The organism is Prosthecobacter sp., assembly GCF_044226605.1.
Lineage (GTDB): Bacteria > Verrucomicrobiota > Verrucomicrobiia > Verrucomicrobiales > Verrucomicrobiaceae > Prosthecobacter.
On record NZ_JBGAGS010000008.1, the window covers coordinates 98,765 to 121,689 of the forward strand.

16 protein-coding genes are annotated in these 22,925 nt (G+C 61.6%); 3 read left to right on the plus strand and 13 right to left on the minus strand.

The window, feature by feature from the left end; genetic code table 11:
* Positions 1-18: 18 nt before the first annotated feature.
* From ACILSO_RS12455 to ACILSO_RS12480, 6 genes are all read right to left on the minus strand, one after another.
* On the minus strand, positions 19-4,290 hold the full coding sequence (locus tag ACILSO_RS12455) for a hypothetical protein (RefSeq protein WP_395737738.1): 4,272 nt from the start codon (positions 4,288-4,290) through the stop codon (positions 19-21).
* Between the two features lie 12 nt (positions 4,291-4,302).
* Positions 4,303-6,333 carry a BatA domain-containing protein gene (locus ACILSO_RS12460; protein WP_395737739.1) on the minus strand — a complete coding sequence of 677 codons (2,031 nt, stop codon included), beginning with the start codon at positions 6,331-6,333 and terminating at the stop codon, positions 4,303-4,305.
* Positions 6,334-6,511: 178 nt separating this feature from the next.
* Complete coding sequence (locus tag ACILSO_RS12465) at positions 6,512-7,399, minus strand: DUF58 domain-containing protein (protein ID WP_395737740.1); 888 nt, start codon at positions 7,397-7,399, stop codon at positions 6,512-6,514.
* Between the two features lie 391 nt (positions 7,400-7,790).
* Entirely contained in the window at positions 7,791-8,810 is a 1,020-nt protein-coding gene (locus tag ACILSO_RS12470; RefSeq protein ID WP_395737741.1) for an AAA family ATPase, read from the minus strand.
* A gap of 246 nt (positions 8,811-9,056) precedes the next feature.
* Positions 9,057-9,434 carry a hypothetical protein gene (locus tag ACILSO_RS12475; protein ID WP_395737742.1) on the minus strand — a complete coding sequence of 126 codons (378 nt, stop codon included), beginning with the start codon at positions 9,432-9,434 and terminating at the stop codon, positions 9,057-9,059.
* Between the two features lie 49 nt (positions 9,435-9,483).
* Entirely contained in the window at positions 9,484-9,948 is a 465-nt protein-coding gene (locus ACILSO_RS12480) for a cupin domain-containing protein (protein ID WP_395737743.1), read from the minus strand.
* An 85-nt stretch (positions 9,949-10,033) separates the two neighbouring features.
* On the opposite strand from ACILSO_RS12480, the gene ACILSO_RS12485 reads away from it, so the two are divergent.
* On the plus strand, positions 10,034-10,852 hold the full coding sequence (locus ACILSO_RS12485) for an alpha/beta hydrolase family esterase (RefSeq protein ID WP_395737744.1): 819 nt from the start codon (positions 10,034-10,036) through the stop codon (positions 10,850-10,852).
* A 186-nt stretch (positions 10,853-11,038) separates the two neighbouring features.
* Here ACILSO_RS12485 and ACILSO_RS12490 read toward each other — a convergent pair whose 3' ends face one another.
* Positions 11,039-11,401 carry an arsenate reductase family protein gene (locus ACILSO_RS12490; protein ID WP_395737745.1) on the minus strand — a complete coding sequence of 121 codons (363 nt, stop codon included), beginning with the start codon at positions 11,399-11,401 and terminating at the stop codon, positions 11,039-11,041.
* A 231-nt stretch (positions 11,402-11,632) separates the two neighbouring features.
* Entirely contained in the window at positions 11,633-12,547 is a 915-nt protein-coding gene (locus tag ACILSO_RS12495) for an RluA family pseudouridine synthase (RefSeq protein ID WP_395737746.1), read from the minus strand.
* 88 nt (positions 12,548-12,635) lie between these two features.
* Here ACILSO_RS12495 and ACILSO_RS12500 point away from each other — a divergent pair, with 88 nt between their 5' ends.
* Complete coding sequence (locus tag ACILSO_RS12500) at positions 12,636-15,062, plus strand: serine/threonine-protein kinase (RefSeq protein ID WP_395737747.1); 2,427 nt, start codon at positions 12,636-12,638, stop codon at positions 15,060-15,062.
* Between the two features lie 484 nt (positions 15,063-15,546).
* Here the strand turns inward: ACILSO_RS12500 and ACILSO_RS12505 are convergent, their stop codons facing one another.
* The 5 genes from ACILSO_RS12505 to ACILSO_RS12525 form a co-directional block, all read right to left on the minus strand.
* Entirely contained in the window at positions 15,547-15,990 is a 444-nt protein-coding gene (locus tag ACILSO_RS12505) for a hypothetical protein (protein WP_395737748.1), read from the minus strand.
* Positions 15,991-16,737: 747 nt separating this feature from the next.
* The gene (locus ACILSO_RS12510) at positions 16,738-17,382 is read right to left on the minus strand and encodes a hypothetical protein (RefSeq protein ID WP_395737749.1); all 645 of its coding nucleotides are present in this window, start codon (positions 17,380-17,382) and stop codon (positions 16,738-16,740) included.
* A gap of 412 nt (positions 17,383-17,794) precedes the next feature.
* Entirely contained in the window at positions 17,795-18,145 is a 351-nt protein-coding gene (locus ACILSO_RS12515; RefSeq protein WP_395737750.1) for a hypothetical protein, read from the minus strand.
* A gap of 87 nt (positions 18,146-18,232) precedes the next feature.
* Positions 18,233-18,604: a hypothetical protein gene (locus tag ACILSO_RS12520; protein ID WP_395737751.1), complete on the minus strand. Its 372-nt coding sequence runs from the start codon at positions 18,602-18,604 to the stop codon at positions 18,233-18,235.
* 260 nt (positions 18,605-18,864) lie between these two features.
* Positions 18,865-19,305 (minus strand): DUF5069 domain-containing protein, encoded by a 441-nt coding sequence (locus ACILSO_RS12525; protein ID WP_395737752.1) that lies wholly within the window; start codon positions 19,303-19,305, stop codon positions 18,865-18,867.
* A 318-nt stretch (positions 19,306-19,623) separates the two neighbouring features.
* On the opposite strand from ACILSO_RS12525, the gene ACILSO_RS12530 reads away from it, so the two are divergent.
* Positions 19,624-22,851, plus strand: coding sequence for a PVC-type heme-binding CxxCH protein (locus ACILSO_RS12530; protein WP_395737753.1), 3,228 nt, complete (start codon positions 19,624-19,626; stop codon positions 22,849-22,851).
* Positions 22,852-22,925: the final 74 nt, after the last annotated feature.

Sequence of the window (22,925 nt, forward strand, 5' to 3'; positions counted from 1 at the left end):
AAAAAACCTCACACATCCTTACTTTCCAGCACCCAGTTCCTGGTAGTAGCGCTTCACCAGATCACGGAATTCCGCCGGCACCGGATCGCGGTCCACTGGTGCCAGATTTTTGCCCGCGTCCTTCTTCGAGAGCTCCTCCACCACCCGGTCCCGCAGCTCGATCAGCGGCTGCGTGATGCGCGTGTTCAAGTGCGCCACCTGAGGCGCATCATTGCTGCGTTTGAGTTCGATGCGCAGCGACCGCGCGCGATCCAGCACCTTCGCCGCATCATTCCGCAGTTCCGGATTGTTGAGAAGCTCCTCCACATTGCGCAGCCGGTCGCTCCACTGGTCGTAGCCGTTGCCTGTAAACACTCCCGTGTCAGGCTGCTCCTTGCTGTCTTCAAAAAACAGCGCTTCAGGCACCGCGCCGCCATTGATCTGCGGACGCCTGCGGTCGTTGTCAGAATCACGATCGCCCGTGCGGCCCCTTCCCATGTCGGTATCTGCGGTTTGCTGCGCATCACCGCCGCCCTGTCCAGTCCCGGCATTGCGCCCCTGCTGCCCCCGCCTTTGCCCGTCGGCCGGCTTGCCGCCGTTTTCCGCAGTCTGAGCTTCACCCTGACCCTGGCCCTGACCCTGGCCCTGCCCCGGCTGCATGCCCTTCCCCTGGCCTTGTCCTTGGCCCGGCTGCTGCCCTTCCTCGCCCGGTTGCTGGCCTGGTTGCTTTCCCTGTCCCTGCTGAGCTGAAGCCTGCTGCGGCATGCCCTGTCCCTGCCCCTGTCCAGGTTGCTGCCCTTCCTTGCCTTCACCCTGCCCGGGTTGCTGGCCTTCCTTCCCCTGGCCCTGTCCCGGCTGCATGCCTTCGGCAGATGCCTGCTGCTGCCCCTTGCCCTGGCCTTGCTGGCCCTCGGCACCCGGCTGCTGTCCGTCCTTGCCTTGCTGCCCAGGCTGCTGGCCTTGGCCCGGCTTCTGCCCCTGGCCGTTCTCCGCTGTCTGCGCATCCTTGGCGTTACCTTGGCCGTCTTTCCCCTCCTGTCCTTGCCCGGGCTTGTCACCCTTGCCGGCCATCTTGGGATCTTGCGCTTCGCCCGGGCCATCCTTGCCCTCCTCACCGGCCTTCTGGCCTTGTCCTGGCTTGTCGCCTTTCTCTCCATTTTGCCCCTTTTCAGCCGTTCTGGCATCTTGCGGCTGGCCCTGGCCATCCTTGCCTTTCCGCCCTTCGCCGGCCTGCTGCTTCTCGGCTTCCTGTGAATTCTCCGCACCTGCCATCTTCTGGCCGTCCTGTCCCTTCTGCCCTTTTTCACCCTTCTGGCCATCTGCCGCAGCTTCCTGCTCCTGCGCTTCCTTGATCAGCTTGTCCAGTTCGTTCTTCGCCACGCGCAGCGCCTCGCTCTCGCTGCCCAGCACGCTCTCGGCAGCTTTCTCGGCGTCCTTCTTCAGCTCCTCCACCGCGTTCGCCGCCTTGCGCTCGGCATCCTTCGCCTCCGCCTGCGAGCCATACCTCAGCTGGTCGCGTGCCTCCTGCAGATTCTCCTCCAGTCCGCTCGTCTGCGCCTTGCGCACGGCATCGTACAGCTTCCGGTGCAGCAGCGGCTCGCTCTGCTCGGCCTGCTCGCTCAGCTGGCGCATGTCGTTCAGCAGTTTTTGCACGTTCTTCTGCTGCTCGCCCATCTGCCGGCTCTGCGCCGCGCTCTGCATGTTCTTCTCGATGTCAGACCCGGCCTCCTTCTGATTCTCCAGCGCCTCGCTGATCTTCTTCTCGTTCTCAACCGCATCCCTCGCCTGCTGGCGGATCTGCTTCACCTCATCCGCAAACTTTTTCGAGGTCTTCTGCCGGAAATCCTCCTGCATCTTTTCCAGCTCACGCTGCGCGCGTGTGGCGGAGTTCGCAGCATCCGCCAGCTTTTCATCCTTCAGCTGCTCCGCCGCCTCACGCACTTTCTCACGCGTCTGCTCCAGCTGCTCCTTGGCCTCCGCCATGTTCTGCGCGTTCTCGGGCTTCTCCATGCGGTCCACCAGTTCGTCCGCATCGCGCAGCAGCTGTTCCTGCTCGGCCTGCAGGCGCTTAAGCTGGTTGTCCAGCTCCTGCTTTTCCTCCTCCGTCTTGGCCTGCGCCATCTGGTTTTGCAGTTCCTTGATCTTCTCCGCCAGCGCCTCCTGCCGGCGTGCCAGTTCCTTCAGCCGGTTCAGCACCTGCAGGTTCTCCTGCTGCTCGGCCGTTTTTTCTTCGGCCGCCGCCTTCTCCTCTTCGTAGCGCTGCTCCTTCTGCTTCAGTTCCAGATCCATGATCTGGTTCTTGTTTGCCTGCTGCCCCGCTCCCGGTGGTGGCGGGCTGTTCTGCCGCATCACCTGGTGCTCCCGGCTTTGGGCGCGGTGCAGCCACTCCAGCGCCGTCTGCTCAAACGTCAGCGCCTGGTTCAGCGGCGAGCGTTTCTTCTCCTCAGACGCCTGCTTCAGCGGCACCTGCGCATCCTTCAGGCTCTTCCACGCTTCCGTCAACGACTGCTTCACCTCCGCATCCTCCGTCTTCTCCATTCCCTCTTTCACCTTCTCCATCGCGATCCCTGTGGACTGATGCACCACGTCGATGTCCGGGGTCGCAGCCTCGATCACGCGCCCCGCATTCGTGTCACGGATGATCTTCCACGTCGCGTTCACCAGTTGCTTCACCAGATCCACCAGCTCATCGCTCTGCGCCTTCGGCTGCCCCGGCTCGCCCGGCGGTGCCTCCATCTCTCGGAAGATGTCTTCAAAATGCCGCACATCGGCAAAGAACATCTCGCTCATGTTCCGCCGCACCTCACCTTTCGGCCCCGTGTCCTCCGCCCACACGTAGTAGCTCACCAGCTGCCGCGGCTCCGCATGCTCCTGCTCCAGGGCCAGCTCCGCCTTCACCGCTTCTTTCTTCAGCGGCGCAGTCACTCCATGCTTGAAGAGGATTTCCTTGCTGTTGCCATTGATGCTGAAGACCGCGCCCGATTTCGTCACCCCCAGGTCATCCGAAACCTTCGCCTCCACCGGCAGCTGCTGAATGCTCGACACCTGCAAATCGCGCTTCGGAAACACCATTTCGATCTTTGCCAGCTGATTCGACTGCACCGTCACCGTGAACCACGGCGGATTCTTGTTCCCGCGCTCCGCCTCATCCACCAGATGCAGCCGATACTTCTGCGTCTTCTCCGCCATGATGACCCCTTCAAGCACCGTGGCATCTTCCGCCGTGGGAGTCAGCGTCACCACGCTTTTGTCTTCGCCAAAAAGCTCCGCGGCAGTCAGATGCGGCACAAAAGGCGAGACCGCCCTGCCACTTGCGGCGCCCTCTTCACCACCGGCCATCAGCGGCTTGTTCACCTTGATCTTCCACACCACCTTCGAGCCTTCCAGCGCCGTGACCTTCTGCGTGTTCTTCGTCTCCTTCGCGGGCAGCTTCGTGTACTCCGGCGGCGTCACCAGCACGTCGCTGCGCACCAGCTTCGGAAAATCAAAAACCGAGATCGTGTGTGTGTCCGATTTCTGGCCCCCGAACTCCACGTGGTATTTGGTGTCACGTTCCACTTTGTTGATCATCCCGCCGTACACCTGCGCATCCACCGTCAGCTTCATCGGCATTTTCTCCCGCACCTTGCCGTCCGCCTCGCTCACCACCAGCACGGCATCCGCCGGCACCGGTCCGTTGAACCTCGCCTCCACAATCAGGTGCGTGCCGCGCTCCAGCTCCGTGTCACCCGGCGTCAGCGTTGCCTTGAATTCCGTCGGCTTCTCCGGCTCATCCTTCTGCTTTTCGACCACCGTGGTTTTGCGCGGCCACGTCTGCACCCGCAGCGCCACATCCGTCACCAAAAACGCGATCACCGCCATCCAGGCCGTGGCCAGCGCCCGCATGTACGGCTTGTGAGCCACCGTCACCGGCCAGTTCTGCGTGGCCGCACGCGCCAGCGCATGGTCGATCAGCCTCTCATGCATGAAACCGTTCGGCACCTCCGCCTCACGCTCATGCTCGATCGCCGTCAGCAGCAGCGCATCGAGCGAGGGATGCTTCGTTTCAATGACCCGCGCAATGTCATGATCGCTCCAGATGTTCCGCCGTCCCTTCAGCCACGCGATCAGCCCCAGCGCCAGCAGCACCAGCATCGACCACCGGTCCACCTTCTTGGAAACAGGCAGCCCGTTCAGCGCCGCCAGCAGAAAGCTTCCCCGCACCAAAATGCCGATGGCAAACACAGCCGCCAGATGTCTCAGCAGCCGCGCGCGTCTCAGCGCCTCGCGGACTTCAGCAATGCGGGCTTCGAGGATGTTGCGTGCGATCATAATGAGATGGTATTACGTCGGTTGGAGGGTCGTCTGTCTTGCGCGGCCTGCAATCCACGTTTCCAGCACAAGAACGGCCAAAAGAACCAAAAGCACATACCACCACGTCTGCTGCCGCTGCTCCGTGTCCGTGGAGGTGAGGCGCTGGTCCGTGGTTTCGCCGCTACCTGCGCTGTCCTCGCCGCTGGCCAGCTTGATCCCATATTCCGCCAGCTTTCGCGGCGCCAGCGGCAGGACTCGCCCCTCGTCCGGCGGCAGATTCACGGCCACCGTCCGCGTGTGCGAGCCGCCTTCGATCTTGTAAAGCCCCACCTCGGCGGCGGTAAAACTCTCGCCCGCCTTGAGGCTGTGCGTTTTGTTTGCAGGATCCGTGACTGTGTGCGCCGCAGTTGCATCCAGCGGCAGCGCATCCCCCACCAGCAGCGTTGCCGCAGGGTCATGGCTGAACCCCGCCGCCGCCAGCCAGCCATACAGCAGCGGCACAAACTTCGTGCTGAGCGCAAACTGGCTGTCTCCCGGATGCCAGCCCGAGGCCAGGACAATGAGCGTCCCCTTGCCGATCCGTGCGCTGAGGATCGCCGGCTGCCCGTTGTCAAACTTCGCCAGCGTTTCCAGGTTGTCGTTCGTGTCCTTGATCTCGATCTGCCTGTACCTCCAAAAGCGCAGCTTTGTAAAATCGCGCAGCTTTGGATCTCCAAACGGCTTGAGCAGCGGGTGCTCGGTTTTTACATCCGCCAGCATTCGATAGTCCTCGTTTTCGGCCCCGTCTTTGACGGCGATGCCCGGAATCCCGGTGAGTGTTTGGAGCAGAGGCGCATCGGCTGCGGAGGTGGCGACTTCGATCAAAAACCCGCCAGCCTTCACAAACTCGCGCAGTCCCGCGTGCATCCCCGCCGCCGGAGTGCTGCCGGAGATCACCACCAGATCGGGACTTTGCGCAGGCATTTCTTTGCCCGCCGTCAGCACAGGTGCCAGCGTCGCCGTTGGCTGCAGCGCACGCGCCAGATAGTACAGCGGCGCCGCCGCCTCATCCCGCGTCGCCTCATCGCCCAGGAAATGGATGCGCACCGCGCGCGGCTGTGGCGGCGCGATGTAGAGGCGGTTGTCAAAATCGTACTTGTCCCCGCTCAGCGTCAGCAGCGTGGCTTGGGTGGAATTCGGCGGCGCTGTGAGAATGCGCGAAGCCCCGGCTGGCATCTGCGCCCGGATGACATCGCTCGCCGGTCCCTTTTCCCACGCCAGCGTGAAGTCCCTCAGGGCGGTGTCGCGTGTGCTGCTCAGCCGCAGGCGCACTCCTGCATCCGCCTTCCCCTCCTCATCCCGCGCTGCCAGCGCCATCGAAAAATTGTCATTCGTCACCGGCTCCAGCCGCTGCACTTTCAGCGTCAGTTCCGCCGGCCACGCGATCGTGCGCAGGGCATCCAGCCGCGTCCCCTCCTGCAGATCGGAGATCAGGTGAATGCGCTTCTTCAATGCCGCCGTGCTCGCATCAAAGGACGGCACTGCGGCGATCAGCGCGCGGCCCAGCTGCGTGGCGCCCCACCCCGGCGCCAGTTCCGCCAGCCGTGCTTTCACCGCCGCACTCCGATTCGCCGGCGTATTACGATCCTCCTCAAACGTCCACACCGGCGTCAGCCCGCCATCAAACACCGCCAGCGCCATGCGATCCGTGATCTTCGCATCTTTAAACAGCCTCTCCACCTCATCCACCCCGCGCTTCCACAGGTCATCCCGCCGCATCGAAGCACTGCGGTCCAGCAGAATCAGCGTCGCCTGATTCCCCGACTTGGACGTCGTACTTTCGCTTTGCATGAAGGGCCTCGCAAACATCAGCGCCAGCAGGATCAGCGCCAGGCAGCGCAGCGCCAGCAGCAGCCAGTTCTCCAGCCGCCTCTTGCTCACCGGCACAGGCGTGCTCGCGTCCAGAAACATCAGCGTGCTAAACTCCACCCTGTCCTGCGGCGGCCTGCGCCTCAGGTGCAAAAGAATCGGCGCGATGATCGCCGCAGCGCCAGCAAGATAGATGGGAAAGAGCCAGGACATGCAGAATAGATAATCAAAATATCACAGTGAACTCAGGCGAAAATCGTCCTCGATCATTGAGCGACGCAAACAGAAGGCGCTGACGATTCATCAAAGATGTGTTGGCATGGTTTGAAATGTCATGGGTGATTGCGATGCAGTAGAATCGAGAACGAGTTCGAGTGAGTGGTGAGTAGGACTATGCGGCCACCCTCGCCGCCGCAGACTTGGAAGCCTTCTTCCTCTGCCGCGCAGAAAGGAAATCAAACAGCACCTCCTCCAGCGGCTGATCCGTCGGGCAGAAATGATACTCCACATTGTGCCGCTCCGCCGCCGCCACGATCGTCTCCCGATGCGCCTGCAGCCGCTTCAAATAGTTCTCCCGCACCAGCTGCGGATCAACAAATCGCTCCGCCCCCGTCTCCGCATCCCGGAAGTGCGCCGATTTTTCAAACGTAAAGTCAATCTCCGCGCGGTCCATCAGGTGAAACAGCACCAAATCGTGGCCCATCGCGCTCAGCAGCGCCAGCTGCTTCTCCAGATGCTCCACCGGCGCCAGCAGATCCGTGATCAGGCAGATCATCCCTCGCTTGCGCAGCAGATCCGCCAGCTGTCCCACCGACACAGCCAGCGATGTCCCTGCCGCCTTCGCCGGCCGCTCCAGCTCGGTAACAATCCGCCGCAGATGCCCCGGCCGGTTCCGCGGTGGCAGATGCTCCTCAATGCCATCCGCAAAGGTCGTCAGCCCCGCTGCATCCCCCTGCTTCATCAGAAACGAAGCCAGCGTCGCCGCCAGCGTCGCCGCATAATCCGCCTTCGTATAGCCCGTCGATCCAAACGTCATCGACTTGCTGTGATCGATCACCATCTGACAGCGCAGATTGGTCTCATCCTCAAACTTCTTGATGTACGTCCGGTCACTCCTCGCCAGCACCTTCCAGTCAATGTACCGCGGATCATCCCCCTGCACATACGCCCGGTACTCGCTGAACTCGACCGAGAACCCATGATACGGACTCCGGTGCATCCCCTTCCAAAGCCCCTCCACCACCACCTTCGCCCTCAGCTCAAGCGACTTGATGCGCATCAGCGCGGCAGGATCAAGGAACGATGTCTGCGAACCGCGGGGTGTTGATTGGACAGAGTTCACAGCAATTTTGAAAAGTAATTTACACAGTACGACTTAAAAACCCGTCGCTACATGCGAACGAGAACTGAGAATTTTTGAACCAACAGCCAAGCAAAGATGCCAAAACCGATCAAACCCAAGATCGACACTTGTTTTGAAGCAGCACCCATCGCGACTGCACAAAGAGTCACCGAGAAAAAATCGCCTCGGCATCGGTACCACGGATGAACCCAGGCAGACCTTGCCACATCTCCCAACCAGTTGAAGGTGGCCAGTCCCAAGCAAACCTTTGCCAGCCAATTGGGAACAGATGGGAGCTTCCGGCACATATTCATTTCGGTGTTTTTGTTTATGACTTCACACTCTCAATCAGCTTCCCAATCACCTTCTCCACCGTGACTCCCTCGGCCTCCGCCTTGTAATTCACCAAAATACGATGCCTGAAAACCGGCAGCGCCATCGCGCGAATATCCTCCACCGTCACATGCGTGCGGTTATGCAGCAGCACCCGCGTCTTCGCCCCCAGCACCAGGTTCTGGCTCGCACGCGTCCCCGCGCCCCAGCTCACCCACTGGTTCACAAAATCCGGCACGCCCTCGCGCCCCGGCCGTGACGCCGCAGACAAGCGCACCGCATACCGCGCCACATCTTCCGCGATCGGCACCTTCCGCACCACCTGCTGAAACGCCAGCAGCTCCTCCCCGCTGAACAGCCGCTGCACCGGCTCGCCCTTGCCTGCCGTCGTCTTTGTCACCACCGCCACCTCATCATCTTCACTGAGGTAGTCGATCACAATGTTCAGCATAAAGCGGTCCAGCTGCGCCTCCGGCAGCGGATACGTCCCCTCCTGCTCGATCGGATTCTGCGTCGCCAGCACAAAGAACGGCTCTGGCAGATGCATCGTCTTCCCGTTCACCGTCACCTGATGCTCCTGCATCGCCTCCAGCAGCGCCGCCTGCGTCTTCGGCGGCGTGCGGTTGATTTCATCCGCCAGGATCATGTTCGCAAACACCGGCCCCTGGCTGAACACCAGCTTCCGCCCCTCCGGACTGTCCTCCAAAATCTCCGTCCCCGTGATATCGGACGGCATCAAATCCGGCGTGAACTGAATCCGCTGAAAGCTCAGGTGGCACACATCCGCCACCGTTTTGATGAGAAGCGTCTTCGCCAGCCCCGGCGCCCCCGTGATCAAACAATGCCCCCCGCTCAGCAGCGCGATCAGCATTTCATCGATCACATGCTTCTGCCCCACGATCACCTTCCCCACCTCCGCAAAAATCCGCTGCCGCGCCGTGGAGAGCAGTTCGACGATCTGACGTTCAGTGAGAGAAGAGGCGGAAGTCGGCGGAAGGTCGGGAGGGGCGCTCATGAGAAAAAGGTTTCTATCAAACAGCGCCCACGATGCCAAGTTTTCATCCACCCCGCAGGAAGCGAAGATTGATCCCCGCCCCACGCGCCAGCATCCCCGGACCACGACGCTTTAGCGCCGTCCTCGACCGCCTCTCCCCCTGGCATCCCCTACCGTCCGCCAGCGCACGGCTCCGGCTAAATTTACAATTCTCAGTTTTCAGTTCCCAGTTTGCAATGCATCCCACCTTGCCATTCAGCGCAGCCCTCACTTCGACCACGCAGGCTCCGGCTCCCATTCCTTCTTCCCCGCACCCACGCCCACCAGCTCCTCTTCCTCCACCTCCTCCGTCTGCTCCAGCAGCGGCGCAAACCTCTCCGAGCGAAAACCCAGCTCCTGCTTCACGCTCGAGTGCGGATCATCCGGATTGTTCAGCTCCTTCAGCAGCAGCAGGATGTCAAACTCCGCCCCCGCCAGCTTGATCTCAGCATCGTCATTCACCACAAACTGCGGATTCGACCGCCCTGCGCGGATCGCCCGCACCGTGTAGATCTCATCCTTCTTCGGCAGGGACTTGTACAAATCAAAGACCCACGGGTCGAATTGATCATCAATGCAGACAACTTGCTGGCCGGTTTTAAACATGGCGGTGAAAAAGAAAGCGAAACGAGAACGAAAACGGAAAAGGCAGGGACTACGGTTGTACAAAATAGATGCCGTGCTCGCCGGCCATTTCGACAATGCGTCCCATATCAGGCCCGCCCGTTTTCGCAAACTCCGCCTCACACCGCTCGAAAAACGTTTCAAACCCCGACGGCACCGTCGTGATCAGCATTTTCAGCGGCGTGCTTCCCGCATTGCGAAACGCATGCACCACGCCCTTCGGCATAAACACCGCCGTCCCCGGCGCCACCGCCTTCCACTGCCCGTCCTGGAAAAACTCCACGCTCCCCTCGATCACATAAAAATTCTCATCCTCCCGCGTGTGATAATGCGGCGGCGGCCCGCCCCCCGGATGCGTCGTCTCTATCCACTGCGTAAACCTCCCGCCCGACTGCGCCCCCGTCACCACAAACTCCACCGCATCACCAAACACATTCATCCCCCTGCCCTCCCCAGGCTGGGTGATCACCGGCACCGCATCATTTTCAAAACTCATAGGCCGCCGATCCTAGCGCACCGCCCGGAAGTCGCAACTTTGCCGCGCCGCTGACGTTCAAGAGCCGCAATCATCGCTCCACACCATGAACCGCCGCTCAGTCCTCGCACTCGCCCTCGCACTCCTGGCCCTCACCTCTTTCGGCCACGCCCAGCTCCAGCTCCCCGAAGGCGTCTCCAAGCTCGAACTCACCGTCGATGGCACCGCCCGCACCGGTTTCCTCTACGTCCCCTCCACCGCCAAAGACACCCCCGCCCCCGTCGTCTTCGTCTGGCACGGCCACGGCGGCACCGCGCTCAGCGCAGGCCGCAGCTTTGCCATGTTCAAACACATGCCCGAGGCCATCTCCGTTTATCTCCAGGGCCTCAATACCGCCGGCCAGCTCACCGACCCCGAAGGCAAAAAATCCGGCTGGCAGCACGGCGCAGGCGCAGAAGGCGACCGCGACCTCAAGCTCTTCGATGCCGCACTCGCCCACCTCAAGGAACACTACAAGGTCGATACCAGGCGCATCTTCTCCACCGGCCACTCCAATGGCGGCGGCTTCACCTACCTCCTCTGGCAGACGCGTCCGGACATCCTCTGCGCCGTCGCACCCTCCGCCGCGGCCTCCATCCGCCTTCGCGACACCCCCTTCAAGCCCAAGCCCTGCATGCACCTCGCCGGCACCGCAGATCCTCTCGTCAAATACGAATGGCAGCAGCTCGCCATCGCCAAAGTCAAAGAGATCAACCAGTGCGAACCCGAAGGCAAATCCTGGGCTCCGAACTGCACCCTCTATCCCTCCAAAGTCAGCGCCCCGCTCGTCACCTTCATCCTCGAAGGCGGCACCCACAAATTCCCCGAAGAAGCCCCCGCCCTCATCGCCAGATTCTTCAAAGAACAATCCGCCGCCGTGAAGTAAAAAGCACGACAGACACTCCAGTCTGTCGATCAGCGCTCCGCAAAAAAAACAGCCTCCGCCCTCCTCTGCCGCCCCGCCTTCACCCAAAGATGGCACAGACTGAAGTCATGTTCTCGCGGCTTCATCAATACCACAAAATACCACACTAAAATATCCAGTTCCCGGTATTCAATCCCCAGCCCGCCCTCACTTCCCCAGCACCTTCTCCCACTCCCCCTCCTTAAACCCCACCAAAAACACCCTCCTCCCCGCATCCACCACAAACGGCCGCTTCACCAGGTTCCCATTCCCCGCCAGCAGCCCCAGTGCCTCACCCTCGCTCATCCCAGGCAGAGTGTCCTTCAGCCCCAGACTCCGGTAGTCCATCCCCGACACATTAAAAAGCCGCCGCACCTCCCCGCCACAAGCCTCCAGCGCCCCCTTCAGCTCCGCCACGCTCGGCGGCGTCTCCCGGATCGCCAGCTCCTCAAACGCCACCCCGTGTCCCTTCAGCCACTTCATCGCATTCTTGCACGTCGAGCATCCGGAGTAGGCATAAACTTTGAGCATAAAATAAAAGGGAAAAAGGTTCTCAGATCAGTCCCCCCACAAAAGCCCCGCCACCACCAAAACCAAACAAAAAACCACTCTCACATCACACCACATCCAGCCCCATCGCATTCCGGCTTCTTCGTATTGTAGTACCGGCTTTAGCCGGTCCGGAAGCTCCCAGATATCCGCACAGCCCCTTACTCCCGGCGCCAGCAACCGCAAACCACCGTCAACAACGTTCAGCCACCGTCAACTCTCCACCGCCTTCATCCACTCCCCAAACTCCTCCGGCACCTTCGCCTCAAACGCCATCGGCTGGTCATGAATCGGGTGGTTAAATGAAAGCTTCCACGCGTGCAGCATCAGCCGCGGCACCCGCACCCGCTGCTTGTTCGGCTGCGCATAAATGGGGTCCCCTAAAATCGCGCACTGCAGCGCCTCCCGCATGTGCACCCTTATCTGGTGCGTCCGCCCCGTCAGCAGCCGGCACTGGATCAGCGCGCACCCGTCCACCACCGCCAGCCGCTTCCACTCCGTCACCGCCTCCTTGCCCGCACCATCCAGCAATATGCTCATCCGCTTCCGGTCCACCGGATGCCGCCCAATAAAATTCTGGATCCGCCCGTTCTCCTCCTTCGGAACCCCGTTCACCACCGCCAGATAGATCTTCGTCAGCCGCCTCTCCGAAAACGCCTCCGTCAGCCGCCGGTGCGCCACATCATTCTTCGCCACCACCATGCAGCCGCTCGTGTCCTTGTCCAGCCGGTGCACGATCCCCGGCCTCATCTCCCCGCCGATCCCGCTCAGGTCCTCAATGTGGTGCAGCAGCGCATTCACCAGCGTCCCGTCGGGGTTTCCCTCCGCCGGGTGCACCACCAGCCCGGACGCCTTGTCCAGCACCACGATGTCCTTGTCCTCATACAAAATCGTCAAAGGAATGTTCTGGGCCTTGATCTCCACCTCCGCTACATCCGGCACCGTCAGCCTCACCACATCCCCGTTTTTCAGCGCCACCCCCGCCTTCACCGCCTTCCCGTTCAGCGTCGCATGCCCCTCCTTGATCAAATCCTGCAGCCGCGACCGCGACATCTCCGGCAAACGCCTCGTCAGGTGTTTGTCGAAACGATCCCCAATATCCAGTGTTTCAGTAATGCTCCATTCCACCCCACAAACTCAACATTCGAATTAATAAGGCAAACTGTAATTTCTGGCATATCGAATGCGTCCCGTGTAATCACATAGCCATCTTTCCTTGATCCTCGCCCCTCCAGAACAGTCGTTCCTGAGCACCTGCCCGGTGTGCCAGCGGCAGATCGATGTCACCTCGCTGGAGCCCTTCACCAAGCTGAAGTGTCCCTTCTGCGGCCAGATGGTCCGCGTCCGCCGCCGGTTCGATCAGTTCATGATCGTCCGCCAGATCGGCGAAGGCGGCATGAGCCGCGTGTTCGAAGCCGAAGACGAAACCCTCGGCCGCCGCGTCGCCCTCAAAATCCTCAACCGCCAGTACTCTCGCGACTCCATCCGCCTCGAGCAGTTCCGCCGCGAGGCCCACATCACGGCCAATGTGACGCACCCCAACGTCATCAAGCTCTACTCCGTCGGCTATGACCAGGGCTACTTCTACATCGCCATGGAGCTCGTCGGCGGCGGCTCTCTCGAGCAGCGCATCCGCCGGGAGGGCCACCTCAAGGAAGCCGAAGCCCTCCGCATCGGCCGCGAAGTCGCCGAAGGCCTCCGCGCCGCCCAGCAGCTCACCCTCATCCACCGCGACGTCAAGCCCGCCAACATCCTCTTCACCGAGACCGGCACCGCCAAAGTCGTGGACTTCGGCCTCGCCCTCTTCGTCGATCGCGGCGGCGATCAATCCGGCGAGATCTGGGCCACCCCCTACTACGTCGCTCCGGAAAAAGTCATCGAAAACAAAGAAGACTACCGCAGCGACATCTTCTCCCTCGGCGCCACTTTGTACCACGCCATGACCGGCAGTCCGCCCCACAAGGCAGACACCTCCGCCATCGAAGACCTCCGCCGCATCAAGTCCAAGCGCGTCACCCTCGGCGAGTCCGGCCTCCGCTTCTCCCCCCGCACCGAGCACGTCATCAATGGCATGCTCTCCTTTTCCCCTGAGGACCGTTTTGCCAACTACTCCGAAGTCGTGGAGGAAATGCGCCTGGCCGAGGGACTGCTGGATCGCGGCGGCATCCGCCGCCGCCTCTTCTCACGCCGCGCACGCCTCATCGGCTCCATCGCCGCCGCCATCGTGGTAGCTTATGCCATGGGCTGGCTCCTGCGTGAAGGCGGAGAGCGCCGCAATGTCCGCGCCATCCAGCTCGCCACCGCCAATGAAAGCGATCTCAACGGCAGCGGCGTCACGCTCACAGCCGAAAAGAAAGACAAGAAGACCGTCACCACCCGCTTCACCGAAGCCCGGCAGTTGATGCTCAAAGAGTTTCGATTTGCCGATGCCAGACACGATTTCCTCAAGCTCGTCGCATCCAAAGACCTCCTCCAGCCCACCGAAAACTGGGCACGCTTCAATGCCGCCCTCTGCTCCATCATCCTGAAGGAAAGAGAGGAAGCCGGGCAGCAGTTCGCCCATCTCGCCACCACCCCGGACCTCAACGGCCTCGCCCCCTTCTTCACCCGGCTCAAAGCCCGCATGGCAGACGGCTTCGGCCTCGGCATCCCCACCGCCTCACTCGGTTATAACGACACCGACGAAGAAGTCCTCGGCTACCTCGTCCACGGCCTCGCCGAGTGGCACCATGGAGATGCGATCCGCGGTGGCGAGCACCTGCTCGAATTCCAGCGCGGCCTCGAAAAAATCCGCTCCACCACCGCCACCACCCCAGCCTCCCCCCTCGGCTGGCTCCTCCTCTACACCCCCCTCATCCAGCGCTACGCCCCGGACGTCCCCCTCGTCCGCGCCGCCCTTCAGCAGCAAAAATACAGCAGCATCACCGAGCTCCGCGCCGCCCTCGCAGACCGCCAGCAGAAACGCCGCGAAATCAAAACCAAAGGCCCCTTCCTCGACACCATCAAAGCCTTTGAAACCGGCCTCCAGCGCGAGATCTCACGCATGACCCTCGAGGCCCAGCACCAGCAGATGGAGGAAGACCAGAAGCACCGTCAGGCAGACCTCGAGCTCCTCGGCGAAGTCAGCACCATCGTCCCCTCCCTCGTTCAGGGCTACGACTACTCTCGCGCCATCGAAATGCTCACCAGCACCCATCTCGAGACCGCAGACGTTCGCAACGCCCTCGACGGCCGCCTCTACCTCTACACCCAGTCCCGCGACTTCATCCGCCAGATCACCACAGACCTCGCCACCAAAGGCGGCTGGACCGGCACCATCACCCGCCGGGAAGGCGGCCAGCTCACCGGCCGCATCACCACCAATCCCCAGGGCACCACCATCACCATCACCATCACCCTCGATCGCGGCACCCTCACCCTCCCCTTCGAAAGCCTCACCCCCGAGACCCTCGTCGAGATCGCCCAGTCCCTCATCGCCCAGGTCACCGACTCCACCGACTACTACCGCCGTCTCGAGTCCACCGCCGCCTTCGCCCGCCTCAACGGCCTCACCCAGCTCTCCACCACCATCGCAGCCCAGCTAAGGGAAGAAAACGCCTCCTTTAACATGCGCTGGATGAAAGTCATGGCCGCCGGCATCTAAAGTACGACGGACACTCCTGTCTGTCGATCAGCGCCCCCGCCCACTCCTCGGCCCCCAAATACCCCTGGCCATTCGCAGCGCTAAACCCCAGCGCCCACCAGCAGCCCCGGCAAAACGCCCCGCCGCACCAGAGCGCCCTCTCACCACCCCACGCCCCCAAAAAGCGCGCCAGCGTCCACGGGACCGAAGCGCAGCGAAGGTAGACAGCCGCAGGCTGCCCGAAGGGTCAGCGCAGCGAGTCAATGCGGCGTCTTCAGCGCCGCTCTCGAACGTCCCCGCCCCTCTCCCAATCCCTTCCACCCCCGCTCCTCCCAGCCCCTCCACCTCAGACATCCGCGTCAGTCCATGTGATCCGCGGTGAAACCACAGAAGAACCACCCCCACCCATTCATGCATACGTCGGAGCCCACCCCCCTCCCATAAAGGCCAACAGCCTCCCTTCCGTGAGCCCAAAAGTGCCACGTATCCCCCATCTCTCCCCACCTCACCGCTCCTCAATCACCACCCTTCGCACCACCCGCGTCGGTCCCTCATTCACATACTCCACCCGCACCGGCAGTCCCGCCCGCATCCGCGTTTGCACCTGGGCAGGCGTCAAAATCACACCCCGGGGAGTCGCATACACCACTTGCGGCCCATACGTATACGTCACCGGCCCCGTCGTCTCCCTCACCACAAACCGCGTCCCCGGCTCGTACACATCCACGATCCCATTCGCCGACACGATCTGCGTATTCGGCGCCACCGCACTTCCCGCCGGAGCCACCACCGTCACGCCACCCGGCACCGGTGCCGGCACCACCACCGGCACATCCGGCACCTGCGCATTCGCCCCTTCAGGCCCCAGCACAAGGCTCAAACACTCCAATGCCACCAGCCCACACGCCGCCATCCAGGAAAAAGAGAAGAGAAAAGGTTTTGTTTTCATACCCTCCACTTCGCCCCCCGCTCCCTCCTCGACCGTCAGGGACATCCCTGAACCATCGCAAGTCATACCGTAGACAGTTCAAAACGAGTCTGTTTTCAATGAGGACACAAGGATAGAAACCGCAGAGCAGACGCAGACGCGCCAGCGTCCTGGAACCGTAGCACAGCGAAGATAGACAACCGAAGGTTGCCCGGAGGGTGAGCGGAGCGAATCAATGCTCCAGTCCTCTGGAGCTTTGCGCGGACCACGAGACTTCCGAAAGCGCCGCAGGTCCGGCGCATTGACTCGCTCTGCTCGCAAAAGGGGGTCAGGGTGCAAATAATTGACAAAATATCCCTGCGCTCCCCTTTCCGCAGCGAAATCAAACTTCCACCTCTGATTTTACCAATCACTCAACACCCCAACCTCAGCGCACTCACCCCGCCATTTCCCATCCCAGATCCATCGCTCTGCCTTCTCCTCATCTCTTCGGAGCAAAAACTTCAGCTCCTCGGCCTCTGCACCTCAGCCCCTCTGCGGCAAAAATCGAACGTCTCATCATCCCCTCGTGGCATCTCCTCTTCCTCGCATTCATAGAGACTCAGAACCGGCATTTGCCTCTCACCCTCGGTTCCAGCAGCACAAACAGCGCCCCGGTTTTGTGTTCCGGGGCGCTGCTCAATCACAGAGAGCAATAAGGCGTTCAGATCTCAGCCGTTCGGGTCCGCTGATCGTTCGTGTCCGCGGATCGAATCAGGCGGCATCCAATCACTTCTTGCTGGCATCGTCCTTCTTGTGATCGAAGTCCCGATCACGGGGAGAGCGATCTTCATTGTCCTTCTTCACCTGCCCGGGCGCATTCCCCCTGCCTCGGGGCGGGTTGGTGTCACCACGGCCGGGCGTATCGCCGCTGGAGCCTGGTGGGGTGGTCGTCGTGGAACTTCCGCTCTTCGCGCCCGCGCTGCTGTTTCCCGAACCAGAAGCCGTTCCGCTCCCGCTGCCGCCGGTGGCCGTCGCAGTGCCTCCAGTGCCCGCTCCGCCGGTCGCTGTGCCGCCTGTGGTCGCACCGCCCGTGGCAGAGCCACCTGTCGTCGCACCACCGGTGGTGTTCGAGTTGATCGTCGCATGCGGCATGATCTTGGCCTTGCCGTCCAGGGAGATGCTGCTGCCCGTGGTGGCACCGCCCGTGGCGTTACCACCCGTGGTGGCGCCGCCGGTCGTGCTTGAGGTGGCCGAGCCGCCCGTGCCAGTGCTGGTTGCGCTGCCGCTCCCGCCAGTGCCCGAAGCTTTCGCACTGCCAGTGGCCGTGCCGCTGCCAGAGGTCGCTGGGGGAGTGGGAGACGTCGTTTGCGCATGCAGGGAGACGCCAAGAATCGCTGCTGCGATCGTAGTGAGTAGAGGTTGGTTTTTCATAGCATGGAAAGATTCGGCCTCTCTCAAAAATCTGAATGTCGGGAATGTGGTGGAGGCACCCGTAAGGCGCACTTCATTGCAGCCCAGCGCAAAACGTCAAACTCCCCTCCCTCTGCCCATTCCGCCTCCACTCGTCCTCGCCTCCATTCCCTTTTCACATGGCAAAAAATGCACCAAAACTCCAAATGGGGTCAGGGTGCAAATATTTGACAAACATTTCATGACACTTCCTCCAGCAAAATCAAACGTCCCCGCCGTTGCTCCCCAACAGCACCCTCTGCCTCTCCGCCTCACTGCGGCAAAATCGCCCTCCCCACCAATTTCATTTCTCCAGCGCACGCCCCATACGCACGCCAACCAAGAACCACCGCCAAGCCCGCCCCAAAACAACCGCAAACAACCCACCATCCTCTCATTTTCCCCGCTCCTCCCGCCACTTCCTCACCGCCTCCGCAATCTCCTCCGGCGTCGCAGGTTCCACCTGCTCGAATTCACCACGCCGCCTGCCCTTTTTTCGCTGCCCCTCAATCACCTCATACAGCTTCGCGAGCCGCCCCAGCGCCTTCACCCTCACCGACATCAGCGACGCCCGCTTTTTCTCATCTGCCAGCGCCCTCTCGTCGAAGGTCTGTTCCACCGTCTGCCACAGGGCCAGCCCCACCCTCTCCTTCACCTCCAAAACACTCGTCTCCTTCCCGCCATCGGCAGGAAAAGGAAAACCCCTCAAGGTGCGGAAAGGCGAGTGGTAGGAGCTGGTAGTCATGACTCACCCGATTGGGTCGCCATTCCTGCATTCAACTCCTTTTTTTCAAATCTCTCGCCGCAAAGCAAACTCCCGCTGCTGCCGGCATCACATCAAAAAGATGTCCGCCTCAGGATAGGTCGCAGCAGAAAGCGCCGCCCAGAGCGGATCACCGATCACGATGACCGCAGTCATTACCCCGAAGGCCGGCAGCTGATGGCTCAGCGGCAGATAGCGCACGCCGGATGAATCATCCTCCATTTCCTTTTGATTCCTGCGCGCCACGTAGGCATAGCCTTCCTGGTTCAGATGCCGTGCCAGTGCCACCACCTTCTCATCTGGCACCGTCGCGGCACCCACCGTGCCCGGCGCAATGATAAGAAAGTTCCGATAAGTTGATGTCTGTTCAGGCTCAGCGCTTGCATCAGCTCTCGCAGCGAAAACCTGCAGAGCTTCTTTCATGGGAAGAGAGGGAATCATGGCTAGGGAAGTTCGAGTGATTATCAAACAGCCGCTTGTGACCGCACGGCATCACGCACTCATCGCACCTTCAGCCTCTCCTGGCCGTGTCCAAACCTCTCCGTCCTCCTCATCATTCCTTCAACCACCGCCAGCACAATCCACTCCTGAAACTTCAAACTTGGAACCTTAAACTTGAAATCCTGTCCCCTCGGCTCTCTGCCCCCGGCCAAACAACCGGGAACAGAGAACAACGATCAGAGAAACAGAAACACGAACAGTTACTTGATCTCCTGGGCCCAGAAAATGTGCCAGTCATCCAGGTTGTTCAGATCCACCGCACCCGGATTCACACCACCGTCATCCGCGATGCCGTCCGCATCCAGAATCGTCTTCCGCGTCGCATCGTCATGGATGTACCCCATGATCGACTGGTTGTGCTTGTAGATGTTGCCCTTCGTCAGGTTCACCCCTGGCTGCGCCTTCACCCAGCTCTCGAGCTGCGGATAGCTTGGCTTCGTCGCGATGAACGTCTTGAACGTCTCGATGTTGATGCCCAGGGCATCCAGCGTCATCTGGTCATAGCCGCAGCCGATGCCCGGATAATCCGAATGCAGCTTGCCCGCCGCCGCCAGAGACGCTTTCTGCCACAGGCGCGGAAGATGAAGAACACCAAGGGGACCGGCAATGCCGGAGCTGATAAGAGGAACGATCTGACTCATGGATAGAATATGGGGTGGATTTAATTCAATGACACTCGCTGCAGCGAGCGAGCCCCCAATTTAGGAGCCCTCCCGCAGAAGCATCAACAACAAACGCACCCGCATTCCCATCTCCACCATCAATTTTGTTCCCAAATCCGCTGGCCCCATCGCATATGCCCCTCTCCCGCTCCAGCGCGCGCTATTCCGCTGTATCCCGGTCCAATCCTCTCCAGCCACAAGACCGCCAATCTCCCCTCCGAGATCGTAAATCATAAATCCACCCGCGTTCTCCCCTTTCGGCCATCCATTCTCTGCTCCATAGAACACCCCCCCTTCATGAACAACCTCCGTCACCTCGCCCTCCTGGCGTTGCTCGCTCTGCCCTGCACCGCCGCTGACGAAAAACCAGCGAAAGCCAAAGCACCCAAGTCCGCGCCCGCCCCCGTCAAATCCCCGCTCGAACTCCATCGCTGGTCCGGCACTCTCAACGTCCCCGACCCAGTCGCTGTCACTGTCGATCCCCAGGGCCGCATCTACGTCTCCGCCACCACCCGCCGCAAAGTCGCCGACCTCGACATCCGCGAGCACACCCAGTGGATCCCCGACGATGTCGCCCTTACCAGCGTCGAAGAGAAAGAGGCCTTCCTCAAACGCGAGCTTGCTCCCGGCAAAACACGCCTCCCTCGCGGCGGCCTCGCCGACCACAACAAAGACGGCTCCATCGACTGGAAGGACCTCACCGTGCATAGCGAGCGCATCTACCAGCTCCGCGACACCGACCACGACGGCACCGCCGACAAGATGACCGTCTTCGCCGAAGGCTTCAACAGCGTCGTCACCGGCATCGCCGCAGGCATCGCCTACCACGACGGCTGGGTCTATGTCACCGTCGCCCCCAACCTCGTCCGCCTTCGCGACACCAATGACGACGGCGTCGCCGACGAGCGCGAGATCGTCGCCCACGGCTTCGGCATGCACATCGCCTACGCCGGCCACGACATGCACGGCCCCCGCATCGGCCCCGACGGACGCATCTACTGGAGCATCGGCGACAAAGGCGTGAACGTCACCAGCAAGGAAGGCAACCACTTCTATTACCCCCACGAAGGCTGCGTCATGCGTTGCGAGCCCGACGGCACCCGCTTCGAGGTCTTCGCTCACGGCCTCCGCAACGTTCAGGAAATCGCCTTCGACAACTACGGCAACATGTTCGGCGTGGACAACGACGCCGACATGCCCGGCGAGCGCGAACGCTTCGTCTACATCACCGAGCGCAGCGACTCCGGCTGGCGTTGCAGTCATCAATATCAAAAAGCCGACAGCCGCTGGATGCGCGACGGCATCTGGCAGCCCGCCCATCCCGGCCAGCCCCTCTTCATCACGCCCCCGCTCGCCAACTACTCCAACGGCCCCGCTGGATTCATCCACGAACCCGGCACAGCCCTCGGTGCCTCGCTGCGCAATTACTTCATTCTCGACCAGTTCCCCTCCGGCCAGATGACCGCTTTCGAGATTGTCCCCTCTGGCAGCACCTTCGCCATGAAAAACGAGCGTCTCGTGCACTCCGGCCTCATGGGCATCGGCCTCGCCCTCGCCCCCACCGGCGAACTCATCATCGCCGACTGGGACGGCGGCTATCCCCTCGATGAGAAAGGCTCCATCTGGTTCGCCGATGATCCCACCGGCAAGAACAGCACCGAACGCCAGGAAACCAACAAACTCCTCAACTCCGAAAACCTCGACGCCACCCACCTCTCCCACCCCGACCAGCGCGTCCGCCTCCAAGCCCAGTTCACCCTTGTCAAAAAAGGTGATTACACAGCACTGCAAAAAATAGCACATGATAAAAAGGCCCACCAACTCGCCCGCATCCACGCCATCTGGGGCCTCGGCCAGGGCCTCCGATATGGAAAAGTCGATACCGCAACTCTTTTGCCTTTGATTGCGGAATCCGACACAGAACTCATCACTCAAACCATCAAAGTTCTCGGCGACATCAAGACCTCCGGCACCCCGCTCGTCCCGCTGCTCTCCCATCCCTCCATCCGCGTCCGCTTCCAAGCCGCCATCGCCCTCGGCAAGCTTGAAGAGCCGTCCGCCGTGAAAGCCCTACTCTCCATGGCCGCCAAGGAAAGCGCCGATCCCTACATGCGCCACGCCATCGTCACCGGCCTCGCCGGCTGCGCCGATGAAGCCGCACTTGCCTCCCATCTCAAAGACCCACAGGCCCTCTGCTGCATGCTCGCACTGGCACGCCAGCGTTCACCGCGCGTCGCCGGTTTCCTGGGCCAGCCTCTGCTCGCGGACGAAGCCGAGCGCGCCATCCACGACGACGTCGGCATTCCCACAGCGCTGCCCGCCCTCACCCAGCGTGCCACCAGCCGCGGCCTCAATGCCTGCCTTCGCCTCGGCGTGGCAGAGCCCGTGATTGCCGCCGCTTTGAAGGCCACCCCGCTGCAGGCCGAAGCCCTCGACGTGCTGCTCACCTTCACCCATCCTCCGCGACTTGATCGCATCGACGGCATGGCGCACGAAGTCGCACCACGTGACGAAAAAGCCTTCGCCGCCCTCGTGCAGCCGCATCTCGATGCCCTGCTGGCCATCCAGGATGGCGCGCTCAAAGCCAAGGCCGTTGAGCTGCTGACACAGCTCCAACTTAAAGTCCAGGCACCCGTGCTGCAGCAGATCGTGGCAGACACCACCGCACGCAGCACCCTGCGCGCCGAAGCACTGAAGCTCATGGCCTCCCAGCACGCCTCCACTCCCGAGTTTGCCACCACCCTTGATCTCTCACTCGAAAAAGCCTCGCCGGCGGAGCTACGTCGCGAAGCCCTCCGGCAGCTCTTCGCCCATCAGCCCGACCGCGCCGTCACCCAGGCCGCCGCCGTGCTTGATGAAAAAAGCGATACCACCACCCAGCAGCTTGCCCTCTCCCTCCTCGCCACCTCCAAAGACGACACCATCATTGGCAAGTGGCTTGACCTCCTCGCTCAAAACAAAGCCCCCGCTGCCATCCAGCTCGACATCCTTGAAGCCGCCGCGACCCGGGAAAGCTTGAAGCCCAAACTCGCCGCCATCCAGCTCAATAACGCCGAACTCCTTGAAGGCGGCGACGCCGTCAGGGGTCGTGACATCGCCACCAACAGCATTGCCGCCAACTGCCTCGCCTGCCACACCATCGAGGCCAAGGACGGCAGCCAGGTCGGCCCCAATCTCAAAACCATCGGTGGCACCAAAGACCGCGCCTACATCCTCGAGTCGCTGCTTAATCCCACCGCCAAAGTCGCTCCCGGCTACGGCCTCGTCACTCTCACCACCAAGGACGGCAAAACCATCGCCGCCGTTTTGGAGAAAGAAGACGCAAAACAGGTCACTTTGCGTCTCCCCGATGGAAAAAAACAGATCTTCCTTCGCGACCAGATCGCCTCGCTTCCTCCGCCCATCTCCGTCATGCCCCCCATGCTCGGCATCCTCACCAAGCCCCAGATCCGCGACGTCGTCGCCTATCTCTCCAGTCTGAAAAAGACCAGCAGCAAGAAGAAGCCTGAGGCCGGCCAGCACTGAAGCCCCCCTTGGCGGCGGCACACGATCAAAAAACTCCAGTCCGGCTCCACGGTTTTCTATTGCTCTGGCTGCGG

Coding starts and splice junctions, on each gene's coding strand:
- ACILSO_RS12455 (WP_395737738.1), bottom strand. CDS start 4,290: ATGATCGCACGCAACATCCTCGAAGCCCGCATTGCTGAAGTCCGCGAG.
- ACILSO_RS12460 (WP_395737739.1), bottom strand. CDS start 6,333: ATGTCCTGGCTCTTTCCCATCTATCTTGCTGGCGCTGCGGCGATCATC.
- ACILSO_RS12465 (WP_395737740.1), bottom strand. CDS start 7,399: ATGCGCATCAAGTCGCTTGAGCTGAGGGCGAAGGTGGTGGTGGAGGGG.
- ACILSO_RS12470 (WP_395737741.1), bottom strand. CDS start 8,810: ATGAGCGCCCCTCCCGACCTTCCGCCGACTTCCGCCTCTTCTCTCACT.
- ACILSO_RS12475 (WP_395737742.1), bottom strand. CDS start 9,434: ATGTTTAAAACCGGCCAGCAAGTTGTCTGCATTGATGATCAATTCGAC.
- ACILSO_RS12480 (WP_395737743.1), bottom strand. CDS start 9,948: ATGAGTTTTGAAAATGATGCGGTGCCGGTGATCACCCAGCCTGGGGAG.
- ACILSO_RS12485 (WP_395737744.1), top strand. CDS start 10,034: ATGAACCGCCGCTCAGTCCTCGCACTCGCCCTCGCACTCCTGGCCCTC.
- ACILSO_RS12490 (WP_395737745.1), bottom strand. CDS start 11,401: ATGCTCAAAGTTTATGCCTACTCCGGATGCTCGACGTGCAAGAATGCG.
- ACILSO_RS12505 (WP_395737748.1), bottom strand. CDS start 15,990: ATGAAAACAAAACCTTTTCTCTTCTCTTTTTCCTGGATGGCGGCGTGT.
- ACILSO_RS12510 (WP_395737749.1), bottom strand. CDS start 17,382: ATGAAAAACCAACCTCTACTCACTACGATCGCAGCAGCGATTCTTGGC.
- ACILSO_RS12515 (WP_395737750.1), bottom strand. CDS start 18,145: ATGACTACCAGCTCCTACCACTCGCCTTTCCGCACCTTGAGGGGTTTT.
- ACILSO_RS12520 (WP_395737751.1), bottom strand. CDS start 18,604: ATGATTCCCTCTCTTCCCATGAAAGAAGCTCTGCAGGTTTTCGCTGCG.
- ACILSO_RS12525 (WP_395737752.1), bottom strand. CDS start 19,305: ATGAGTCAGATCGTTCCTCTTATCAGCTCCGGCATTGCCGGTCCCCTT.
- ACILSO_RS12530 (WP_395737753.1), top strand. CDS start 19,624: ATGAACAACCTCCGTCACCTCGCCCTCCTGGCGTTGCTCGCTCTGCCC.